Source organism: Roseateles sp. SL47 (assembly GCF_026625885.1).
In the GTDB taxonomy this organism is placed as follows: Bacteria; Pseudomonadota; Gammaproteobacteria; order Burkholderiales; family Burkholderiaceae_C; genus Roseateles.
The window spans coordinates 3,429,647-3,446,839 of sequence record NZ_CP113068.1; the positions used below are offsets into that span (position 1 = coordinate 3,429,647).

Consider the following 17,193-nt stretch of genomic DNA (forward strand, 5'->3'; position numbering starts at 1 on the left):
TATGGATGACCAGTGTCAGCCGAGCCACCGCCGATGGCTGCACAGACCTGCGTCATCCGCCCGGGGAACGGCAATTGCCAGCCGTCCGGTGTACGCTGCACTCCATGGAGGCCTCCCCATGCTGCCGATTTTTTTGACCCTGTCCGCCCTGGCCATGCCGGTGATCGCCTGGTTGTCCCAGCAAGGTCGCTTCGGTCCTGACAACAAGACGCTGTCGGACCAATACCCCACCTTGATCGTGGCGGACGGTTATGCCTTTTCCATCTGGGGCGTGATCTTTCTTCTAGACCTGTTGTTGGCATTGTGGACGCTGCGCGGCCAGCGTCATCCAGAGCCAGCCATGGCAGCGGCCCGGCATCGCTGCCTGCTGCTCACCACCGTGGGTTTTGCGCTGACGGCCAGTTGGATGGTGGTGTTTGCCCAGCAGTGGTTCTGGGTGGCCCTGGCGGTGATGTGGGGGGCGCTGGGGTGCCTGCTGTGGGCGCTGATGCTGGTGGCCCATGCCCGGCCGCAGGGCGCTGCAGCATGGCTCACCTTGCTGCCGCTGGGGCTTCATGCGGGTTGGCTGTCCATGGCGGCCTTTCTGAACACCGCGCAAGTGATCGTCGCCGAGCAATTGCTGCCCACCGTGGACCAACTGCCGTGGACCCTGGTGCTATGGGCCCTGGCCGCGCTGCTGCTGCTGGTCGCCATCGCGCGGCTGCATCAGCCGGTCGCCGGCTGGCAGTCGCTGGGCTATGTGTTCGCTGCAGTGTGGGGCCTGGTGGGGGTGTATGTGAAGCAGAGCCGCGCTGAACTTCCAGGCGCGCACACCTCCGCCTGGATTGCCTTGGCGCTCGCGGTGGTGCTGGTCGCCCAGACGGTGTGGCTGCGGATGAGGGCAGGGCGCCCGCCCCGGGCTCAGGAGGACGGGCTGATGTCCTATCGACCGCATTGACGGCCGCATTGACCAGCGATCAGCGGCCAGCCATCACTGGCGGCGCATCACCAGCTTCGTGCCGCCTTGCAACAGCGTGACCGATGCCGCCTTGCCTTCTTCGCCGCTGAAGTCCAGTTGGGCACCGACCTGCGGCACCTCCACCCGGCGCGCTGTCCTGGCCTGTAGTTCGAACGCAGGCTGGCCTGGCGCCTGGCCCATCAGGCGGCCCTTGTCACTGATGAAGATCTTGATGGAGAACTCGGGGGCGCTGTAGGTGCCCACCAGTTCGTCCATCTGCGCAGGCGTCAATGCCACCGACGACGACTCCGGTGGCAGGTCTCCTTGGCGTTCCCAGCGCTCACCTTGCTTCTCGCCGTTGTTGAAGACGGTCACGGCCACCACCTTGCCCTCCGCGCTCCTCTCCAATTGCAGCTCGCTCACCGAGTCGCGAAACACAAAGTGGTCGCCACCCACCGGCACCAGAGGCAGCACGCCACCGCCGGTGCGCTGGCTGTGCAGCACGCCATCCTTCACACGCAGGTTGCGTGTCTGCTTCTCGCCATTACCGTAGAGACCTTCTGCTGCGCGCAACTGCTCTGCAGGCACCGACACCGCCACGGCGTCCGGGAATGGCTCGCCGATCGCAAATGCTGCCAGCTTCTGCGCCACCACCGTGTCGCCGCCGCCCCCGCTGTCGCTGTTGCGCAAGATCACCACGGTGGTCTGGCTCGCCGGCAGGTAATTCAACACCGACGAGAAGCCGTGAATGCCGCCGGTGTGCATCAACATCGTCTGGTCTCGCAGCGTCACGCTGGCAATGCCGAATCCGTACTTGAACGGCTTCGCGGCACCTTCAGGTGTTGTCATGCTGGCGTAGCTGCCTTTGCTGAGCAGCTTGCCGCCGTGCAAGGCCTGATTCCAGCGCCACAAACCTTCCGTATTGGAGATCAATGCGCCGGCCGCATGCGGTTGCGTCATGCTCAACAGACTGGCCGGTGCCACTTCGCCCGCGTTGTTGACGGTGTAGCCGCGGGCCAGCCCCTTGAACAGTTTGTCTCCGGCCTCGTAGGACACGCTGGTGATGCCTGAGGGTTGGAGGAGCAGTTGGTCCGCAGCCTGGTACCAAGGCTGTCCGGAGATCTTCTCCACCACCGCGCCGACCAGCACATAGCCGGAGTTGTTGTAGGCCCACCGCTCGCCGGGTGCGAAATCGACGGGCAGGTTTTTGAACTCATTGATGAGCTCAGCCGTGCTGAGATCCCGCCGCACGGGATTGCCCATGTAGCCCGGGATCCCGGTGTAGCTCTTCACGCCGGACGTGTGATTGAGCAACTGTCGCAGCGTGATCTTGTCGCCGTTGGGATAGTCCGGCAGAAACCGGGACAGAGGATCGTCCAGGGCCGCCTTGCCTTGGTCGATCTGCTTGAGCAGCGACGCTGCGGCGAACTGTTTCGTGACGGAGCCGATGCGCAGCAACTGGTCCGGTTGCATGGCAACACCGAGCTCGATGCTGGCCATGCCCCGAGCTCCCTTGTAAAGCAATTGGTCTCCGCGCGCGACCAGCACGGTGAAGCCAGGGCTGTCAGGACCGTACTTCTGCTGGTCCAGCAGTTTGTTGGCGTAGGCCGCCATGGCGGAAGGCGTGGCCAGTTGGCCCGCGTGGGCTCCATGGACCAGCAGAGACAGGAGCACTGCAACGGGAATCAGGCATTGGCGCATGAGTCAAGGCAAAGGGTTTGAACCGTGCGCAGTATGTGTGGCCACGACCATCACAGCGAACCCTTTGCGACAGACGACAGAAATCCCGGGATGGAATGTTCGCTGATGGTCATTCGGCCATGGCGATCACAGCATTCACAGCCCGCCCGTCGGCGTCTCGCCATGCGCGCCCTTCATTGCCGAGGTGACGCGCGTGGCGCGCGTCACCGCGTTGGTATCAGCGCAGGGCTTCTGCCACGCCCCGCAGCGCGGGCGATTCCTTGGCCTGGATGAGATACACCGGCACCGATTCCATGTAAGCGCGGAACCGGCCCTTGCTCAGGAAGCGCTCATGGAACGCAGACGTCTCCAGACGCTCGATCACCCGTGGCAGCACGCCGCCCCCCAGGTAGACGCCGCCGCGCGCGCCCAGCGTGAGTGCCAGGTTGCCAGCGACCGAGCCGAGGAAGGCAAACATCAGCGCCAGCGTTTCGTCCGCACGGGCGTCGCTGCGATCCAGCGCCTTGGCACTGATCGTGGGGGCATCCAGGCGGGCCGGGACCGGAACGCCGTCCAGCTCGCACAGCGCTTCATACATCCACACCAAACCCAGCCCCGACACCGCACGCTCGGCCGATGCATGGCCAAAGCGCTTCTGCAGCACCGCCACCACCGCCTGCTCGCGCGGCGTGACCGCCGCCAAGGTCACATGGCCGCCTTCGCCCTGCAGCGGGCGATAGCTGCCGTCACCCGCAGGCACCAGCCCTGAGACGCCCAGGCCGGTCCCCGGCCCGATCAGCGCCAGCGCGCCGCCCGCGTCCGGCTGACCGGCACGGATCTGGCGCTTTTCTTCCGGCGCCAGCGTCGGCAGCGCCAAGGCCAGCGCGGTGAAATCGTTGATCACCACCAGCCGCTCCAGGCCGATGGCCTGACGAAGCGCCTCGATGGAGAACGACCAGTGATGGTTCGTCATGTGGACCTGGTCGCCCACGATGGGATTGGCGATGCCGATGGCGCCTTGCGCCGGCCCCTGACCAGCCCCATTCCGGCCCGTGTCAGCCAGATAGGTCTCGATGGCGGTCTGCAGGCTGGGATAGTCCGCACACGCATAGGTGCGGACATCCGTCAGCGCGCCTTGCGGCTGCGCCTGCCAGGCGAATCGGGCATTGGTGCCACCCACGTCGGCCAGAAGACGGCCCTGGGCCGAAGCGCCCTGGGGCGCAGGATCAAGCATCGCACTCATGTGAAGAAGAATCGGGTCAGGAGCAACGGGTGAGGAGCAACGGGTCCGCTCAGGCCAGCCGCTTTTCGCTGCCAGCATCGAACAGATGGGCCGATTCTGCCGCCCATTGCAGGCGCACCGTATCACCCACGTGAAGGTGGGGGTTGCCAGCCACGCGCGACGTGATCTGCCCCAGCGGAGTATCCACCAGCAGATAGGTCTCCGGACCGGTCGGTTCAATCATCACCAGCTTGCCGGGCACGCCGTCATCCGCCAGGCGGATGTGCTCCGGGCGAAGCCCGTACAGGCAACCGCCATTGCCAGCGATCGTGGCATCGATGGTGGCTTGCTGCTGGGCGTTGACCGGCAGCGCCACGCCCTGGGCCCGCAGGCCCTCTTGTTGACGCTCTGCAGTGACGAAGTTCATGGTCGGCGAGCCAATGAACTCGGCCACAAAGCGGTTGGCCGGGCGGGTGTAGATTTCTTCCGGCGTGCCGAACTGCTGCACCAGACCATCACGCATGACGGCGATGCGGTCGCCCAGCGTCATGGCTTCCACCTGGTCGTGGGTCACATAGACGGTGGTGGTGCGGGTGCGTTGATGCAGCAGCTTGATCTCGGCACGCATCTCGATGCGCAGCTTGGCATCCAGGTTGGACAGCGGCTCGTCGAACAGGAACAGCTTCGGATCGCGTGCCAGCGCACGGCCCATGGCCACGCGCTGACGCTGGCCGCCGGAGAGCTGGCCCGGCTTGCGGTCCAGCAGGTGGTCGATCTGCAGCATCTTGGACACGCGCTGCACGGTCTCGTCGCGCTGCGCCTTCGGCACCTTGCGCATCTCCAGACCAAACGCGATGTTCTGCGCCACATTCATGTTGGGGTAGAGCGCATAGCTCTGGAACACCATGGCGATGTCACGGTCCTTGCTGGGCAGGTAGGTGATATCGCGGTCGCCAATGTGGATGGCGCCGGAGGTGGGGTGCTCCAGGCCGGCAATCATCGCCAGCAGGGTGGACTTGCCGCAGCCCGACGGGCCGACCAGGATCAGGAATTCACCGGCATCGATGGAGAGGTCGATGCCCTTGAGAATGTCGGCCGCGCCGTAGCTCTTGCGGACCTGGGAAATGGTGAGCGCACCCATTGCTTATCCTTTCACGGCGCCGGCGGTCAGGCCGCGCACGAAATACTTGCCAGCGACGACGTAGACCACGAGGGTCGGCAGGGCGGCGATCAGCGCCGCGGCCATGTCCACGTTGTATTCCTTGACCGTGCTGGTGGTGTTGGCGAGGTTGTTCAGGCCGACGGTGATCGGCTTGCTGTCGGCGCCGGAGAACACGACGCCGTAGAGGAAGTCATTCCAGATCGAGGTGAACTGCCAGATCAGGGTCACGACCAGGATCGGTGTGGACAGCGGCACCACGATGCGCCAGAAGATCTGCCAGAACGAGGCACCGTCCAGCGTGGCCGCCTTGATCAGCTCGTCCGGCAGGCCGGCGTAGTAGTTGCGGAAGAACAGCGTGGTGGACGGCATGCCCGCCAGCACGTGCACCAGGATCAGGCCCCACACCGAGCTGGCAATGCCCAGCATGCCCAGCACCTGGCTCATCGGCAGCAGCACCACCTGCATCGGCATGAACACACCGAACAGCAGGAAGGCAAACATCACTTCGCTGCCACGGAAGCGCCACTTGGTCAGCACATAGCCGTTGAGCGCCCCCAATGCAGTGGAGATCAGCACGGCGGGCACCACCATGTAGACCGAGTTCATGAAGAAGGGCTTGAGGCCGCCGCAGTCCGTGCCGGTGCAGGCGCTGCCCCAGGCCTTGGACCACGCCTCGAAGCTGGGGCTCATCGGGATGGAGAGCAGCGTGCCGTTGCGCACTTCGTCCATGGTCTTGAACGAAGTGCTGACCATCACATACAGCGGGGTCAGGAAGAAGGCCGCAAAGCCCAGAAGCACCAGCAGCAGCAGCACGCGCTGCCAGCTCAGGCCGCTGGGCCGGCGGGCCGGCACGACGGAGGAGGAAGAAGATGTCATCTCGGGGCTCATGGCGACGCTCATGACTTCGAACGCAGCTCGGAATAGAGATAAGGCACCACGATGGCCGCGATGGTCGCCAGCATCATGGTGGCACTGGCAGCACCCAGGCCGATCTGGCCGCGCGAGAACGCCATGGTGTACATGAAGGTCGCGGGCAGGTCGGTGGCATAACCGGGGCCGCCAGCGGTCAGTGCGATCACCAGGTCGAAGCTCTTGATGGCGATGTGCGCCACCACCATGACGGTGGAGAAGAACACCGGACGAAGCGTCGGAATGATGATGCGCCAGTAGATGCGAGCCAGCGAGGCGCCGTCCACCTGGGCTGCCTTGATGATGGAATCGTCGATGCCGCGCAGGCCGGCCAGGAACAGGGCCATCACAAAGCCCGACGACTGCCAGATGCCGGCAATCACCACGCAGTAAAGGGCATGGTCAGGGTCCACCAGCCAGTCAAACCGGAAGTTCTCGAAACCCCAGGACTGCACCAGGTGCTCGATGCCCAGGCCGGGGTTGAGAATCCACTTCCAGGCCGTCCCGGTGACGATGAAGGACAAGGCCATCGGGTAGAGATAGATGGTGCGCAGGGCGCCTTCAGCACGGATCTTCTGATCCAGCAGGATGGCCAGCAGCAGGCCCAGCACGGTGGTGCCGCCGATGAACAGCACGCCAAACACACCGAGATTGGTCAGGGCCACCCACCACCGATCGTTGTCGAACAGTGCGCGGTATTGGTCCAGACCGACGAATTCATAGTTGGGCAGCAGCCGCGAGGCGGACAGCGACAGATAGCCGTTCCAGGCCATCAGCCCATAAATGAAGAGGAAGGAGAGAAGGAAGGTGGGCGCCACCACCAGCTTGGGAAGCCAGGGGCTGCGCGGTGCACGAGAGGCGGACATGCTGGGCGGCGGGGTACTGCAAGAGGGGCGGGGGGGAAAGCGAACGGGGCAGCCCCTCACGGAGCCGCCCCGAACGCCTTGACTTACTTCGTCTTCGACGCAGACACCAGGCGGGTTTGTGCTTCCTTGGCGGTCATCTTGTCGCTGTTCCAGAACTGGCTCACGACGTCCTTCATCGCGCCTTCGGCAGCGGCCGGAACGGCCATGCCATGGGCGATGGAGGGCACCAGGGTGCCGGACTTGGCATCGGCGGCAAAGTCCACAGCCGACTGCTTGGCGCAGTCGTCGAACTTGGCCATGTTCATGCCGGTGCGGACCGGGATCGAGCCCTTGTTCAGGTTGAACAGTTCCTGGAATTCCGGCGACATGATGGCCGTGGCCAGGTCCTGCTGAGCCTTCTCATTGGCCGCATTCTTCAGCTTGAACATCGCAAAGGAGTCGATGTTGAAGGTGTAGGACTTGGCCGTACCGGGAGCGGCTGTACACAGGAAGTCCTTGCCCGGGGTCTTGCCCGCAGCCACGAACTCGCCCTTGGCCCAGTCACCCATCAGCTGCATGCCGGCTTCGCCCTTGATCACCATGGCGGTGGCCAGGTTCCAGTCGCGGCCCGGAGCGTTCTTGTCGGTGTAGTCCTTGATGCGCTTGAAGGTGGTCAGCACCTTCTCCATCTGCGGGCTCTGCAGGGTGGCGGGGTCCAGCTGGACCAGCGCCTTCTTGTAGAAGTCCACGCCACCGACGCCCAGGGCGACCGATTCGAAGGTGGTGAAGTCCTGCCAGTTCTGGCCACCGTGCGCCACGGGGATGATGCCGGCCTTCTTCAGCGCCTCGGCGGTGACGAAGAACTCGTCCCAGGTGGTGGGCACCTTGGCATTGGCCTTCTTCAGCGCTTCCGGGTTCACCCACAGCCAGTTCACGCGGTGGACGTTCACCGGTGCGGCAATGTAGTGGCCCTTGTACTTCATGATGTTGGCCACCACCGGCGGGATCAGTTCATCCCACTTGCCGGCTGCCGCCACGCCATCGATGTTGGTCAGCACGCCTTCAGCGGCCCATTCCTGCAGGGAAGGGCCCTTGATCTGAGCGGCGGCCGGGGCATTGCCAGACACCACACGCGACTTCAGCACGGTCATGGCGGAGTCTCCGCCGCCGCCGGCCACGGCGAAGTCCTTCCAGGTGTGGCCTTGCTTTTGCAGCTGAGCCTTCAGGGCGGTGGCGGCCTTGGCCTCGCCGCCACTGGTCCACCAGTGCAGCACTTCGACTTCACCGGCGTGGGCCGCACCGGCACCCGCGAGCACGGCCACCAGGGCCGTGGCCTTCGCGAGTTGCTTGAGCTTCATCATTTGCTTTGTCTCCTTGTGAGAGGGAGGTTGTGTTCTACAGCCTGGGATGACAGCGATTCAGATGTAGGGGTTTGTGGCCGATCAGAACCACACTTCGACCTGGGCACCGAAGCTGGTGCCGGAGGTCTTGTCTTCGAAGTTCACGTTGTTGGTGACGTTGCCGGCGGCGCGATTCCACTTGGCGTGGGTCACGTACAGGCGGAACTCAGGGCGGTCCATCAGGGCCGGGCCGACCGACAGCGTGGGGGCGAACGTCAGCTTGGTCAAGCGGGCCGTCTGGCCGCCATCGGGCTTGTACTGGGACACGCCGGCTTCGGTCAGCAGCTTGAAGTTGCGGGTGACGGCGTAGGAGACACGACCACCGACGGAGCCCGACTTGGTCGCGACGCCCTGGTTGTCCTTCTCTTGTGCGTACAGCACCATGGCCATGCCGCCCCAGGCGCCGGTCTGCCAGTTCACCGATTCAACCACGCGGTACTTCTTGGCGGCGGAAGTGTCGGTCAGGTTGCCGAAGTTGGAGTTCAGGCCGGTGGAGCCTTGGGCGTATTGCAGCCAGATCACGTTGTTCAGGCCGGTGCCGAACAGGTTTGCCTGCTCATGCTTGAAGGTCAGGCCCCAGCCGTTGGTGCCGCCAGCAAACTGGGCCTTGGTGACCGTGCCGAACACGCTCAGCTTGCCGCCGTCATTCACGGCTGCGTCGACGTATTCCACGTTGCCGCGGTGGCCGGGGCGCTCGTTGGAATCCTTGTCGGTCTTGTAGTAGGCCACGCCCAGCTTGCCGGGGCCCAGGCCGGTGAAGCCCTTGGCGCCAGCACCCACGCCCACCATTTCGGTGAAGTAGGTGTCTACGATGTGCACGTCGCCACGACGGCCACGTTCCTTGCCGATCCAGAAGGTGGCTTCAGGGGCGATGTCGAAGCCCTTGGCTTCAGCAAACATCTGCGCAACGTCCCAGTCACCCTTGGTGTTGTCGGTGGAGCCGTCGTAGTAGTCGGTCATCAGCGTGACCTTGTATTCCACGCCGTCCTTCTTGAAGCCTTGGGCCAGCTGGAATTCACCGTAGAAATCGCACTCGTTGCCCAGGCGGTACTTCATGCCCTGGGTGCCGCCGTTCAGCGCGTAGCAAGAACGCGAGGTGCCGTTGGAGGTCAGGCCAGGGCCGGCGCGGAAGTAGCCGGTCCAGTCGACGGCCTGGGAAGCGCCAGCGGCCATGAGCAGACCGACGGCCAGGGGAATACGCTTGTACGCGTGAGCATTGCGAATCATGGATGAGTCTCCGTGTAGGGCTTGCCCAACGACGCTCCGGGTGCACGTCGTTAAGCAGGCGTTTATCTTTCTTGCATGCGGGGCGCACTTTAATTTTCCTTTAATGAAACTATATTGGTGCTTACCACTATGGTTTTTGGGCGGTACGCGCCAGGTTTTCCCCCTCCTGGGGCGACTGGCGCGCCAATGCGGGGCGCTTCCATCCACACGCCCTCGCCACCCCGCCATTGCGCGTTCAGCTGGTGTTCAGCTTTCATTCAGGAAACTGGCGCCGGGCCGCTGGCCGGCAGGCGGCGTGCCTGTAGGTTCTTGAAAACTGGAACAAACGGCCCACCCCGGGTGTTGTCGTCTTTGCTGCAGCGCCGCAATCAGCGGGCCGGCAGGGTGATCGGCCAGCGTCATCTCGCTGCAACGTGGGGTCAGTTCTCCACAGTACTGCGTTAAATCAGCCGACGTTGCACGCGCTTTGCACCCAAAACCTGGGCGGCGCCTGGCCTGTGGCTGGCCCCGTCTTGCAACATGGGCCTGGCCCGGCACGGTTGCAAAAACTGACCGACCTTGCCTAAACCGCCATGGCGGCAGGTAATCGGACGGTCACCTGAAGCCCCTGAGGCGCCAGGTTGCGGGCTTCCACGCTTCCCGAGTGACGCTCCACGATTTCCTTCACGATGGACAGGCCCAGGCCGCAGCCATTGCCTTCCTGGGTGCCGCGGAAGAAACGTTCGAAGACCTTGTCCTCAATATCAGGGGCCAGACCGGGGCCGTTGTCCGAGACAGTCAGTAACACCGTGTCCGGCGATTGTGGCGAACGGGCGACATGGACCGTGACGGTGGCGCCACGCCCGGCATAACGAATGGCGTTGTCCACGATGTTCACCAGCGCTTCCCGCAGCAGCAGGTGAATGCCCATGACCTCGATGGCGGCAGAAAATTCCTGCTCTTCTTCAAAGCCCAGATCCACTTCCTGCTGCAGGGCGCGGGGCACCATTTCGGCGGTCACCTCCCGTGCCAGCCGGACCAGGTCCAGCCGGGTCAGCGGCTGGCGGGTGACCGATTCCGGCTCGGTGCGGGCCAGCGCCAGCAGTTGATTGACCAGGTGGGCGCTGCGGGTGGCGCTTTCATGCACCCGCGCCAGCCGGGTGGTGAGCGGGCCGGGGGGCGCCTCCGCCAGGGCCAGCTCGCTCTGGCTCTTCAGGCCCGCCAGCGGCGTGCGCAATTGGTGGGCGGCATCACTGATGAACCGGCGCTGGCCCTGCACGTTATGACGCACCGACTCCAGCAGATCGTTGATGGCCTGCGCCAGGGACCGCAGTTCCTGCGGCGCGGCATCCAGCTCGATGGGCCGCAGGTCATTGGGCTTGCGGCCTTCCACCAGCCGCCGCAGTCGGCTGATGGGCGCCAGGCCCGCACCCACCCCGGCCCACACAATCATGCTCATCAGCACGATCAGCAGCGACAGCGGCAGCATGGTGTCGATCAGCAGCCGCCGGAACAGCAGTTCCCGGTTGGCGCTGGAGCGCGCCACCTGCACCAGCATCATCTGCTGGGCCTTCGGGTCGTCCCCAAACTGCAAATACAGCGCTGCCACCCGCACCGGCGCATGCACCGTGCCACCGTCTGGATCTTCCAGTTCACCGTCGTAAAAGCGGGCATCGCCCAGCGGCGGGCTGGCCGGCGTGGCGGGCGGGCTGGGCAGGTTACGGTTGCCCAGGATGAATTTGCCGGGCGGTGAACTCACCGTATAGAGCAGCTTGTCGTTGGGGTCGGCTTCCAGCACGTCCTGGGCCGCGCGGGGGAAGTCGATCAGCAGGCCGTTGCCCATCGGTTTGACCTGACGGGACAAGGACCGCACCGCCTGCGCCAGCGTGGCGTCCACCGCTTCATTGGCGTAACGCCCGGCCAGCCGGTAACTGAAGAGGGCGCCGGCCAGCCACAGCACCAGCTGGGGCAGCAGCAGCCACAGCAGCAACTGGCGCTTGAGGGAATACATGGCCGGATCCGGCCGCCGGGCCTGGGAGGAGGCCTGCGAGGGAGGCTGCGGGGCGCTCATCCCGGACCTCAGGTCCGTTCCAGTTCCAGCAGATATCCCAGGCCGCGGACCGTCCGGATGGCCACCTGGGCGCCTTCCAGTTTGCGCCGCAGCCGGTGGATGTAGACCTCCACCGCATTGTTCCCCGCGACCGTTTCGGTGCCGCGTTCCCCCGACCAGACCTGGTTGATCTGCTCCTTGGTGATGACCCGCCCCTGGTGCGTCAGCAGCAGGTCCAGCAGGTCGAATTCGCGCGGGCTCAGCTCCAGCATGTCCCCGCGCACCTGGGCGGAGCGGGTGTCCCGCTGCAGGCTCAATTCGCCCAGCTCATGGCCGGCCTTGATGGCGCGGCTGCGGCGCATCAGGGCCCGAAGGCGGGCTTCCAGCTCCGGAAAATCAAAAGGCTTGGTGAGATAGTCGTCCGCGCCGGCATTCAGCCCGGCCACCCGGTCCTCCAGGCTGTCCAGGGCGGTCAGGATCAGCACCGGCAGGGAGGCGTCATGCTGGCGCAACTGGCGGAGCACCTGCAGCCCGTCCACCATCGGCAGGCCCAGGTCCAGCACCACCACATCAAACGCCTGTTTGGCGAGCAGGTACTGCGCCACCGCGCCATTGGGGGCGTGTTCCACCGTAAAGCCGCTGGCGCGCATCTGCTCGCACAGGGCATCCGCCAGGAGGGCATCGTCTTCGGCCAGCAGCAGGTTCATGGGGCTTGGGTTCATGCGGCGCCCCGTCGTGGGGCGGCAGAATGTTAGCGCGCTTACGGCCTTGCATTGTTTTTGCACCGCTTGGAGGCTTTCGGGCGGTATTCGTCGGTCAGGGGCGCAAGCTTCGTTAATCCGTCACACGGCGCCGGCGCACGGGGCTTTTGCCCTGTCGGGCCGGGCGGCATGATGGTGCCATGGTGGGTTCCATGGCAGGTGGGGACCCCCTGCGGACACCGCTGCAGCCCCCTGGCTGCGGGCGTTGCGCTCACCACGGACCTGCTTCTCAGGGACCTTGCCGGCAACGTTCCGGCCCCCTCTGGACTTTTCAAGTGGACTTCAAACAACTGCTCTGGCGGGTGGTCTACACCAAGAACGCCAACCTTCACAGCGGCGCTTTCTGCGCGGGGCCGTGGCATCCGGACAAGGCCCATGTGGAGCGCTGCGCCGAAGTGCTGCGCGCTCGCCAGCTGGACGTGGGCATTCAGAGTAACCAGCAGGCCCAGAAAAACGCCAGTTCCTGGGATGGCGCCCTGGGCTGAGGCGCGCTTGCTTGCCGAGCCTTCGCGGATGGCGCAAAACATCCGCGGGAGTGAGCGCCTTGTGTTGTCAGTCCAGGGTGGTATTTTTTAGTACGCCTTTGGGCCTGGTGATACTCCGTGGCATGTATCTCTGCGCCCGCGCGTCACGCGGACCGCTGCGCTCACGCCTTGTTTCCCTCTCATCCGCGTCTTCTCCCCGGGAACGCCCCAGGTACGCTGGACGCTGTCATGACGCACCCTTAGACTCGCGCCGACTTTCGTGACTCCCTCCTGGCGCGAGGGCCGGTGACGTAGATCGTGCAGCGCCATGCCAGGCTGCGGACAATCCGACAGTGGGCTTCAAAGAGGTTCCCCAACGAGGGCGAGAAGAGGTGACGAGTCGATCTCGCTTTGAAGGTTTCGTGCTGGAGCTGTCCGCGCGGGCGCTGCTCGCCGAAGGGGTACCGGTCCCACTGAGCGGCCGGCAGATCGATTTGCTGATTGCCTTGGTGTCACAGGGCGGCGCGATCGTTTCCAAGAACGATCTGCTCAATCTCGTGTGGCCCGGTCAAGTGGTGGAAGAGAACAATGCCGCTGTGCATGTCTCCGCCCTGCGACGTGTGCTGGGCCGCGAATCGATCGTCACCGTGACGTGCCAGGGCTAGCGGTTTGCCTTGCCGCTGATCGAAGACGCGCCCCCCGGGCCCGACGATGCAGACGCCAGTGCAGCGGCCGCACTGCCACAGGTGCGCCTGCGGGCCTTGCCATCGTTGTCGGTCACCGTGCACGGGCGTGACCATGATCTTCAAACCCTGCTCAGCCGTCTGGTGCGCCACCGGCTGGTGACGGTGGTGGGCGCGCCGGGCATCGGCAAATCCACCTTGGCGCTGGCCTGTGCCCATGAGCGTCGGCACGCCGCGCGCCACGGCGTGGTGTGGGCGGACCTGCACCAGGGCGGGCAGCCGCGCGAGCCATTGGCCGCCGTGGCGGCAGCACTGGGGCTGGACCCGGATCTGGACCTGCAGACCCTGCTGGAAGTCCTGCGCCCGATGTCGCTGCTGCTGGTGCTGGACAACGCGGAGGCATGCGCCAAACAGGCGGCGGACTTCTGCCATGCCGTGATTGAAGGCACCGAAGAGGTGACCTTGATGGTCACCAGCCGCAAGGTGTTGCGGGTGCCGGGCGAGCGCGTGTTGCGTACACCGGCCTTGTCCTCGCCCCCGCCCGGTCGCAGCGTGGACGAAGCGCTGGGCCAAGGTGCGGTGGCGCTGTTCATCGACCAGGTCCGGGCGCAAGGCCTGCCCTTTGCGCTGGGCCTGCACAACCTGGATCAGGTCACGACCCTGTGCCGTCGCCTGGACGGCCATCCGCTGGCATTGCAACTCGCGGCGGGGCGCCTGGCCACCTTCGGCCTGGATCAACTCTGCGAGCGGCTGAACGACCGTTATCGCCTGCTGACGCGTGGCACGCAGGCGGGCCCGCGCCGGCACCAGTCCCTGCGGGCCTGCATGGACGACAGCCATGTCCTGCTGAGTGACGTCGAGCGTCTGGTCCTTCGGCGGCTGGAGCCGTTTGAAGGCGGCTTCACGCTGGAGATGGCCTCTGTGGCGCTGTCGGACCGGCAGTTTGATGCCTGGACGGTGGCAGAAGCGCTGGAAGGTCTGGTGGACCATTCCCTCGTCCAGGTCGACGCGGACGACCGCCCCCGCTACGAGCTGCTGGAAAGCGTACGGGCCTATGGTCTGCTGCAACTGGAGGAATGTGGGGAGGTGCATCTGGCGCGGCACATGCATGCCTACACGGTGTGCCAGCTGTTTGAGCGCGCTGCACGGGCTTTCCAGATGATGCCGGATGAGCGCTGGATGGTGGAATTTGCACCGGAGCTGGGCAATGTGCGTGCAGCGCTGGACTGGTGTGTGGAGCACGCGCCGGTCATGGGCCTGCGCTTGCTGGCCAATGCACGCGCGCTGTTTGAACTGCTGGGGCTGCGGGATGAGGCCGGCTGGCGGCATGCGGCCTTCGAGAACGAGCTGCCGCATGACCTGGCCCCGGAGACGCTGGCGCGCTTTTGCATCGACCATGCCACGCTGATGATGCCGAACGACCCGGCCGGTGCGGGGGTCTGGTTCCGTCGCGGCCTGCGTGCGTCCAGAACCGCAGATGATCCGGCGGTGCGCTACACGGCGCTGTGTCGGCAGGTGCTGGGTGACCGTGAAATCAGCCGTGCGGCCATGCGCCATGCCATGGGGGAAATGATGACCCTCGCGGTGCAGTGTGAAGGTCAGCACGCGGACCGCCTCAAGCTGCTGGGGCTGGCCGCGAGGGCCCATGTGTGGCGCGTGGAAGGGCAGGCGGCGGAGGCGGACAAGGCGCTGTGTGCGTCCCTTCGGCTGGCGCGCGAGATCGGTGCCACCGCCTGGCTGCTGGAGGACCTTCAGCGGTTGACCACCCTGCTGGTCGGCCACGGAAGGTCCTTGCCTTGTGCAGCTGTGCTGGTGCGGGAATGGGAAGCGGGCGGTGTGGATGGGGTGCTGCGTCAGCGCCTGAGAGGATGCCGCGCGGCCGTGCTGCTGGCCGAGGGACGGGTGCGCGAGGCGCGCGCCGTGCTGGAGATGCTGATGGCGCCGGAGGCCTTGCTGCAGGCGGGCCCGGACATCGTTGCGCATCTGTTGCCGGTCCTGGTGTGGCTCGCGTGGTCCGAAGGACGGGATGCGGATGCGGCGCGGCTGATGGGTCATGCAGCGGCCGCCTGGCCGCAGTCACCGCGTGAAGAGCCGCCCGCGCCCTGGGATGCACTGGTGCAGCGGATGCGTCAACGCCTGGACGATCTGCGACTGGCCATCCTGCGCGAAGAAGGGCGCCGCTGGCAGGAGCGTGAGGCGCTGGTGACGGCCCTGGCGCTCCCCACCCTGGCCGAGGACGGTCCGGGGCCGCCAGGGGCGCGAGTGCCCACGCTGGGACGGATCGATGTGGATCAGCGCGTCGTGGGTGGGTGACTGGTGGGTGAGTGGTGGGTGACCACGGGATGAAGCCGAACCAAACGAAGGTTTGCGTGGTGGCGCGACAGCCTGCCGCTGTTCTTGACCGTTCAGGGGCAGGGTCACGGCCCCGTCACAGAGCGGTCACGGGCTCGGTCGAGAGTGGCTCGGCATTGATTGCCGGACCCAGCCATGAAGATCACCACGCTGCCCACTGCTTTGCCCGATATGCCCCCGGAGGCCGAGCACTCGCCACCCGGGGCGTCAGGCGCCATCGCCTTGCGCGACCTGGGCTCCTCGTCCGGGGAATCCGTGCGGACACCGCGTTCTGCCGAAGTGTCCCCGGTGCCGTTTCGTCGGATGCACTCCGACCCGGGGCTGCCTGTACGGCGTGCATCCGATCCCGGTCCAGCGCGACCCACCGCAGCCGCGTTGGCACCAAGACAGTCGTTGGACCGGCTCAGAACGGCCCAGACAACGACGTCGGCTACATCGCAGACAACGGCTCTGACGCGCGAGAGCCAAGCTCCGCAACCCGGTCCCCGTGAGGCCGGCGCACTGAGCTTCTTTGCCATGCAGAACGCCCGCCACGCCGGGCCGGTGGCGGCTGTGCGCACGGTGGTGCAAGGGCTGATCGCTCCGGAGGTGGCGCGTGCGGTGGCCTCTCATCCCGATGTCGCACTGGGGGCGCAAGTGGCGTTGACCACATGGTCCATGGGCCGACGCATCGTCTCGCAGCTCCACAGCGAGCGATATGCGGAACAGGCCAACGCCGGCTTCAGCGGGGATGTGAACCGCCAGGGCAACAGCCTGCCGCGCCGGATCTGGCAAGGCGTGCAATCCCTGGGCATTGCCGGTGGGGACTTTGCAGCGATGGGGCTCACCATCGCCGCCCGCAGCAATCCCGCCCTGATCGGCGTGGCCCAATCAGCGGCTGCGATCCAGGTCATTGCCCATTTGCAGGCGCAGTTCCGCGAGGCATTGCGGCCGGCCACCAACACCGTGCACGTGGGCAACTCGCACGCACCCCAGCCGGCGGATGGCCGCAACCTCCGTCCGTCCGATGTGGGAGGGTCGATGAGCGGCACCTTTGGCGCCGCAGCGGCCCTGATCGACCTGCTGGGTCAGATGGCGATTCAACGCACCTTGGGTGGGGTTCCGGCCTGGCAGGCGTCACGCGGCCTGGCGGCGGGTGCGGGCGCCGTGGCCGGTGTATCTCAACACCTTTCACGGCATTCGCCATGTGGACCGCGATCTGATCGAAATGGCCCGCTCCTATGGGCTGAGCGGCTGGAGCCTCTACCGGAAGGTCATCCTGACCGGGGGCGACCGCGTCCATCCTGGTGGGCCTGCGGTTCTCGCTGGGCTTGATGTGGGTGATGCTGATCGTCGCCGAAACGATTTCCGCGCAGGCCGGGATCGGCTACATGACGATGAATGCGCGGGAGTTCCTCCAGACCGATGTCGTGCTGGTGGGCATCCTGATCTATGCACTGCTGGGCAAGCTGGCGGACCTGCTGGCCCATGGGCTGGAGCGGGCATGGCTGCGGTGGCATCCGGGCTACCAACGATGATGAGC

General features: G+C 65.5%; 13 protein-coding genes and 1 pseudogene. 5 read left to right on the forward strand and 9 right to left on the reverse strand.

Going from position 1 to position 17,193, the window contains the following annotated elements; genetic code table 11:
* Positions 1–118 precede the first annotated feature (118 nt).
* Positions 119–937 (forward strand): hypothetical protein, encoded by an 819-nt coding sequence (locus OU995_RS15115; RefSeq protein WP_267830855.1) that lies wholly within the window; start codon positions 119–121, stop codon positions 935–937.
* 33 nt (positions 938–970) lie between these two features.
* On the opposite strand, the gene OU995_RS15120 is transcribed toward OU995_RS15115, so the two are convergent.
* The 9 genes from OU995_RS15120 to OU995_RS15160 form a co-directional block, all read right to left on the reverse strand.
* Positions 971–2,611: a serine hydrolase domain-containing protein gene (locus OU995_RS15120; RefSeq protein WP_267830856.1), complete on the reverse strand. Its 1,641-nt coding sequence runs from the start codon at positions 2,609–2,611 to the stop codon at positions 971–973.
* Between the two features lie 244 nt (positions 2,612–2,855).
* Positions 2,856–3,860: a glucokinase gene (locus OU995_RS15125; protein WP_267830857.1), complete on the reverse strand. Its 1,005-nt coding sequence runs from the start codon at positions 3,858–3,860 to the stop codon at positions 2,856–2,858.
* A gap of 49 nt (positions 3,861–3,909) precedes the next feature.
* On the reverse strand, positions 3,910–4,980 hold the full coding sequence (locus OU995_RS15130; protein WP_267830858.1) for an ABC transporter ATP-binding protein: 1,071 nt from the start codon (positions 4,978–4,980) through the stop codon (positions 3,910–3,912).
* Positions 4,981–4,983: 3 nt separating this feature from the next.
* Positions 4,984–5,877, reverse strand: coding sequence for a carbohydrate ABC transporter permease (locus OU995_RS15135; RefSeq protein ID WP_267830859.1), 894 nt, complete (start codon positions 5,875–5,877; stop codon positions 4,984–4,986).
* Between the two features lie 20 nt (positions 5,878–5,897).
* Positions 5,898–6,776: a carbohydrate ABC transporter permease gene (locus OU995_RS15140; RefSeq protein WP_267830860.1), complete on the reverse strand. Its 879-nt coding sequence runs from the start codon at positions 6,774–6,776 to the stop codon at positions 5,898–5,900.
* A gap of 83 nt (positions 6,777–6,859) precedes the next feature.
* A complete protein-coding gene (locus OU995_RS15145) occupies positions 6,860–8,116 on the reverse strand; it encodes an ABC transporter substrate-binding protein (protein WP_267830861.1) in 1,257 nt (418 codons plus the stop codon).
* 81 nt (positions 8,117–8,197) lie between these two features.
* A complete protein-coding gene (locus OU995_RS15150; RefSeq protein WP_267830862.1) occupies positions 8,198–9,382 on the reverse strand; it encodes a maltoporin in 1,185 nt (394 codons plus the stop codon).
* A gap of 562 nt (positions 9,383–9,944) precedes the next feature.
* Positions 9,945–11,432, reverse strand: a complete 1,488-nt coding sequence (locus OU995_RS15155; protein WP_267830863.1) for a sensor histidine kinase — start codon at positions 11,430–11,432, stop codon at positions 9,945–9,947.
* Positions 11,433–11,440: 8 nt separating this feature from the next.
* Positions 11,441–12,133: a response regulator transcription factor gene (locus tag OU995_RS15160; RefSeq protein ID WP_324288555.1), complete on the reverse strand. Its 693-nt coding sequence runs from the start codon at positions 12,131–12,133 to the stop codon at positions 11,441–11,443.
* Between the two features lie 314 nt (positions 12,134–12,447).
* Between OU995_RS15160 and OU995_RS15165 the strand changes: the two genes are divergently transcribed.
* The 4 genes and pseudogenes from OU995_RS15165 to OU995_RS15180 all read left to right on the forward strand — a co-directional run.
* Positions 12,448–12,657, forward strand: coding sequence for a hypothetical protein (locus tag OU995_RS15165; RefSeq protein ID WP_267830864.1), 210 nt, complete (start codon positions 12,448–12,450; stop codon positions 12,655–12,657).
* 401 nt (positions 12,658–13,058) lie between these two features.
* On the forward strand, positions 13,059–13,301 hold the full coding sequence (locus OU995_RS15170; RefSeq protein ID WP_267830865.1) for a winged helix-turn-helix domain-containing protein: 243 nt from the start codon (positions 13,059–13,061) through the stop codon (positions 13,299–13,301).
* Positions 13,302–13,310: 9 nt separating this feature from the next.
* The gene (locus OU995_RS15175) at positions 13,311–15,632 is read left to right on the forward strand and encodes an ATP-binding protein (RefSeq protein ID WP_267830866.1); all 2,322 of its coding nucleotides are present in this window, start codon (positions 13,311–13,313) and stop codon (positions 15,630–15,632) included.
* A gap of 1,186 nt (positions 15,633–16,818) precedes the next feature.
* Positions 16,819–17,188: pseudogene (locus tag OU995_RS15180) on the forward strand (ABC transporter permease subunit); the annotation flags it as partial.
* Between the last annotated feature and the right edge of the window lie 5 nt (positions 17,189–17,193).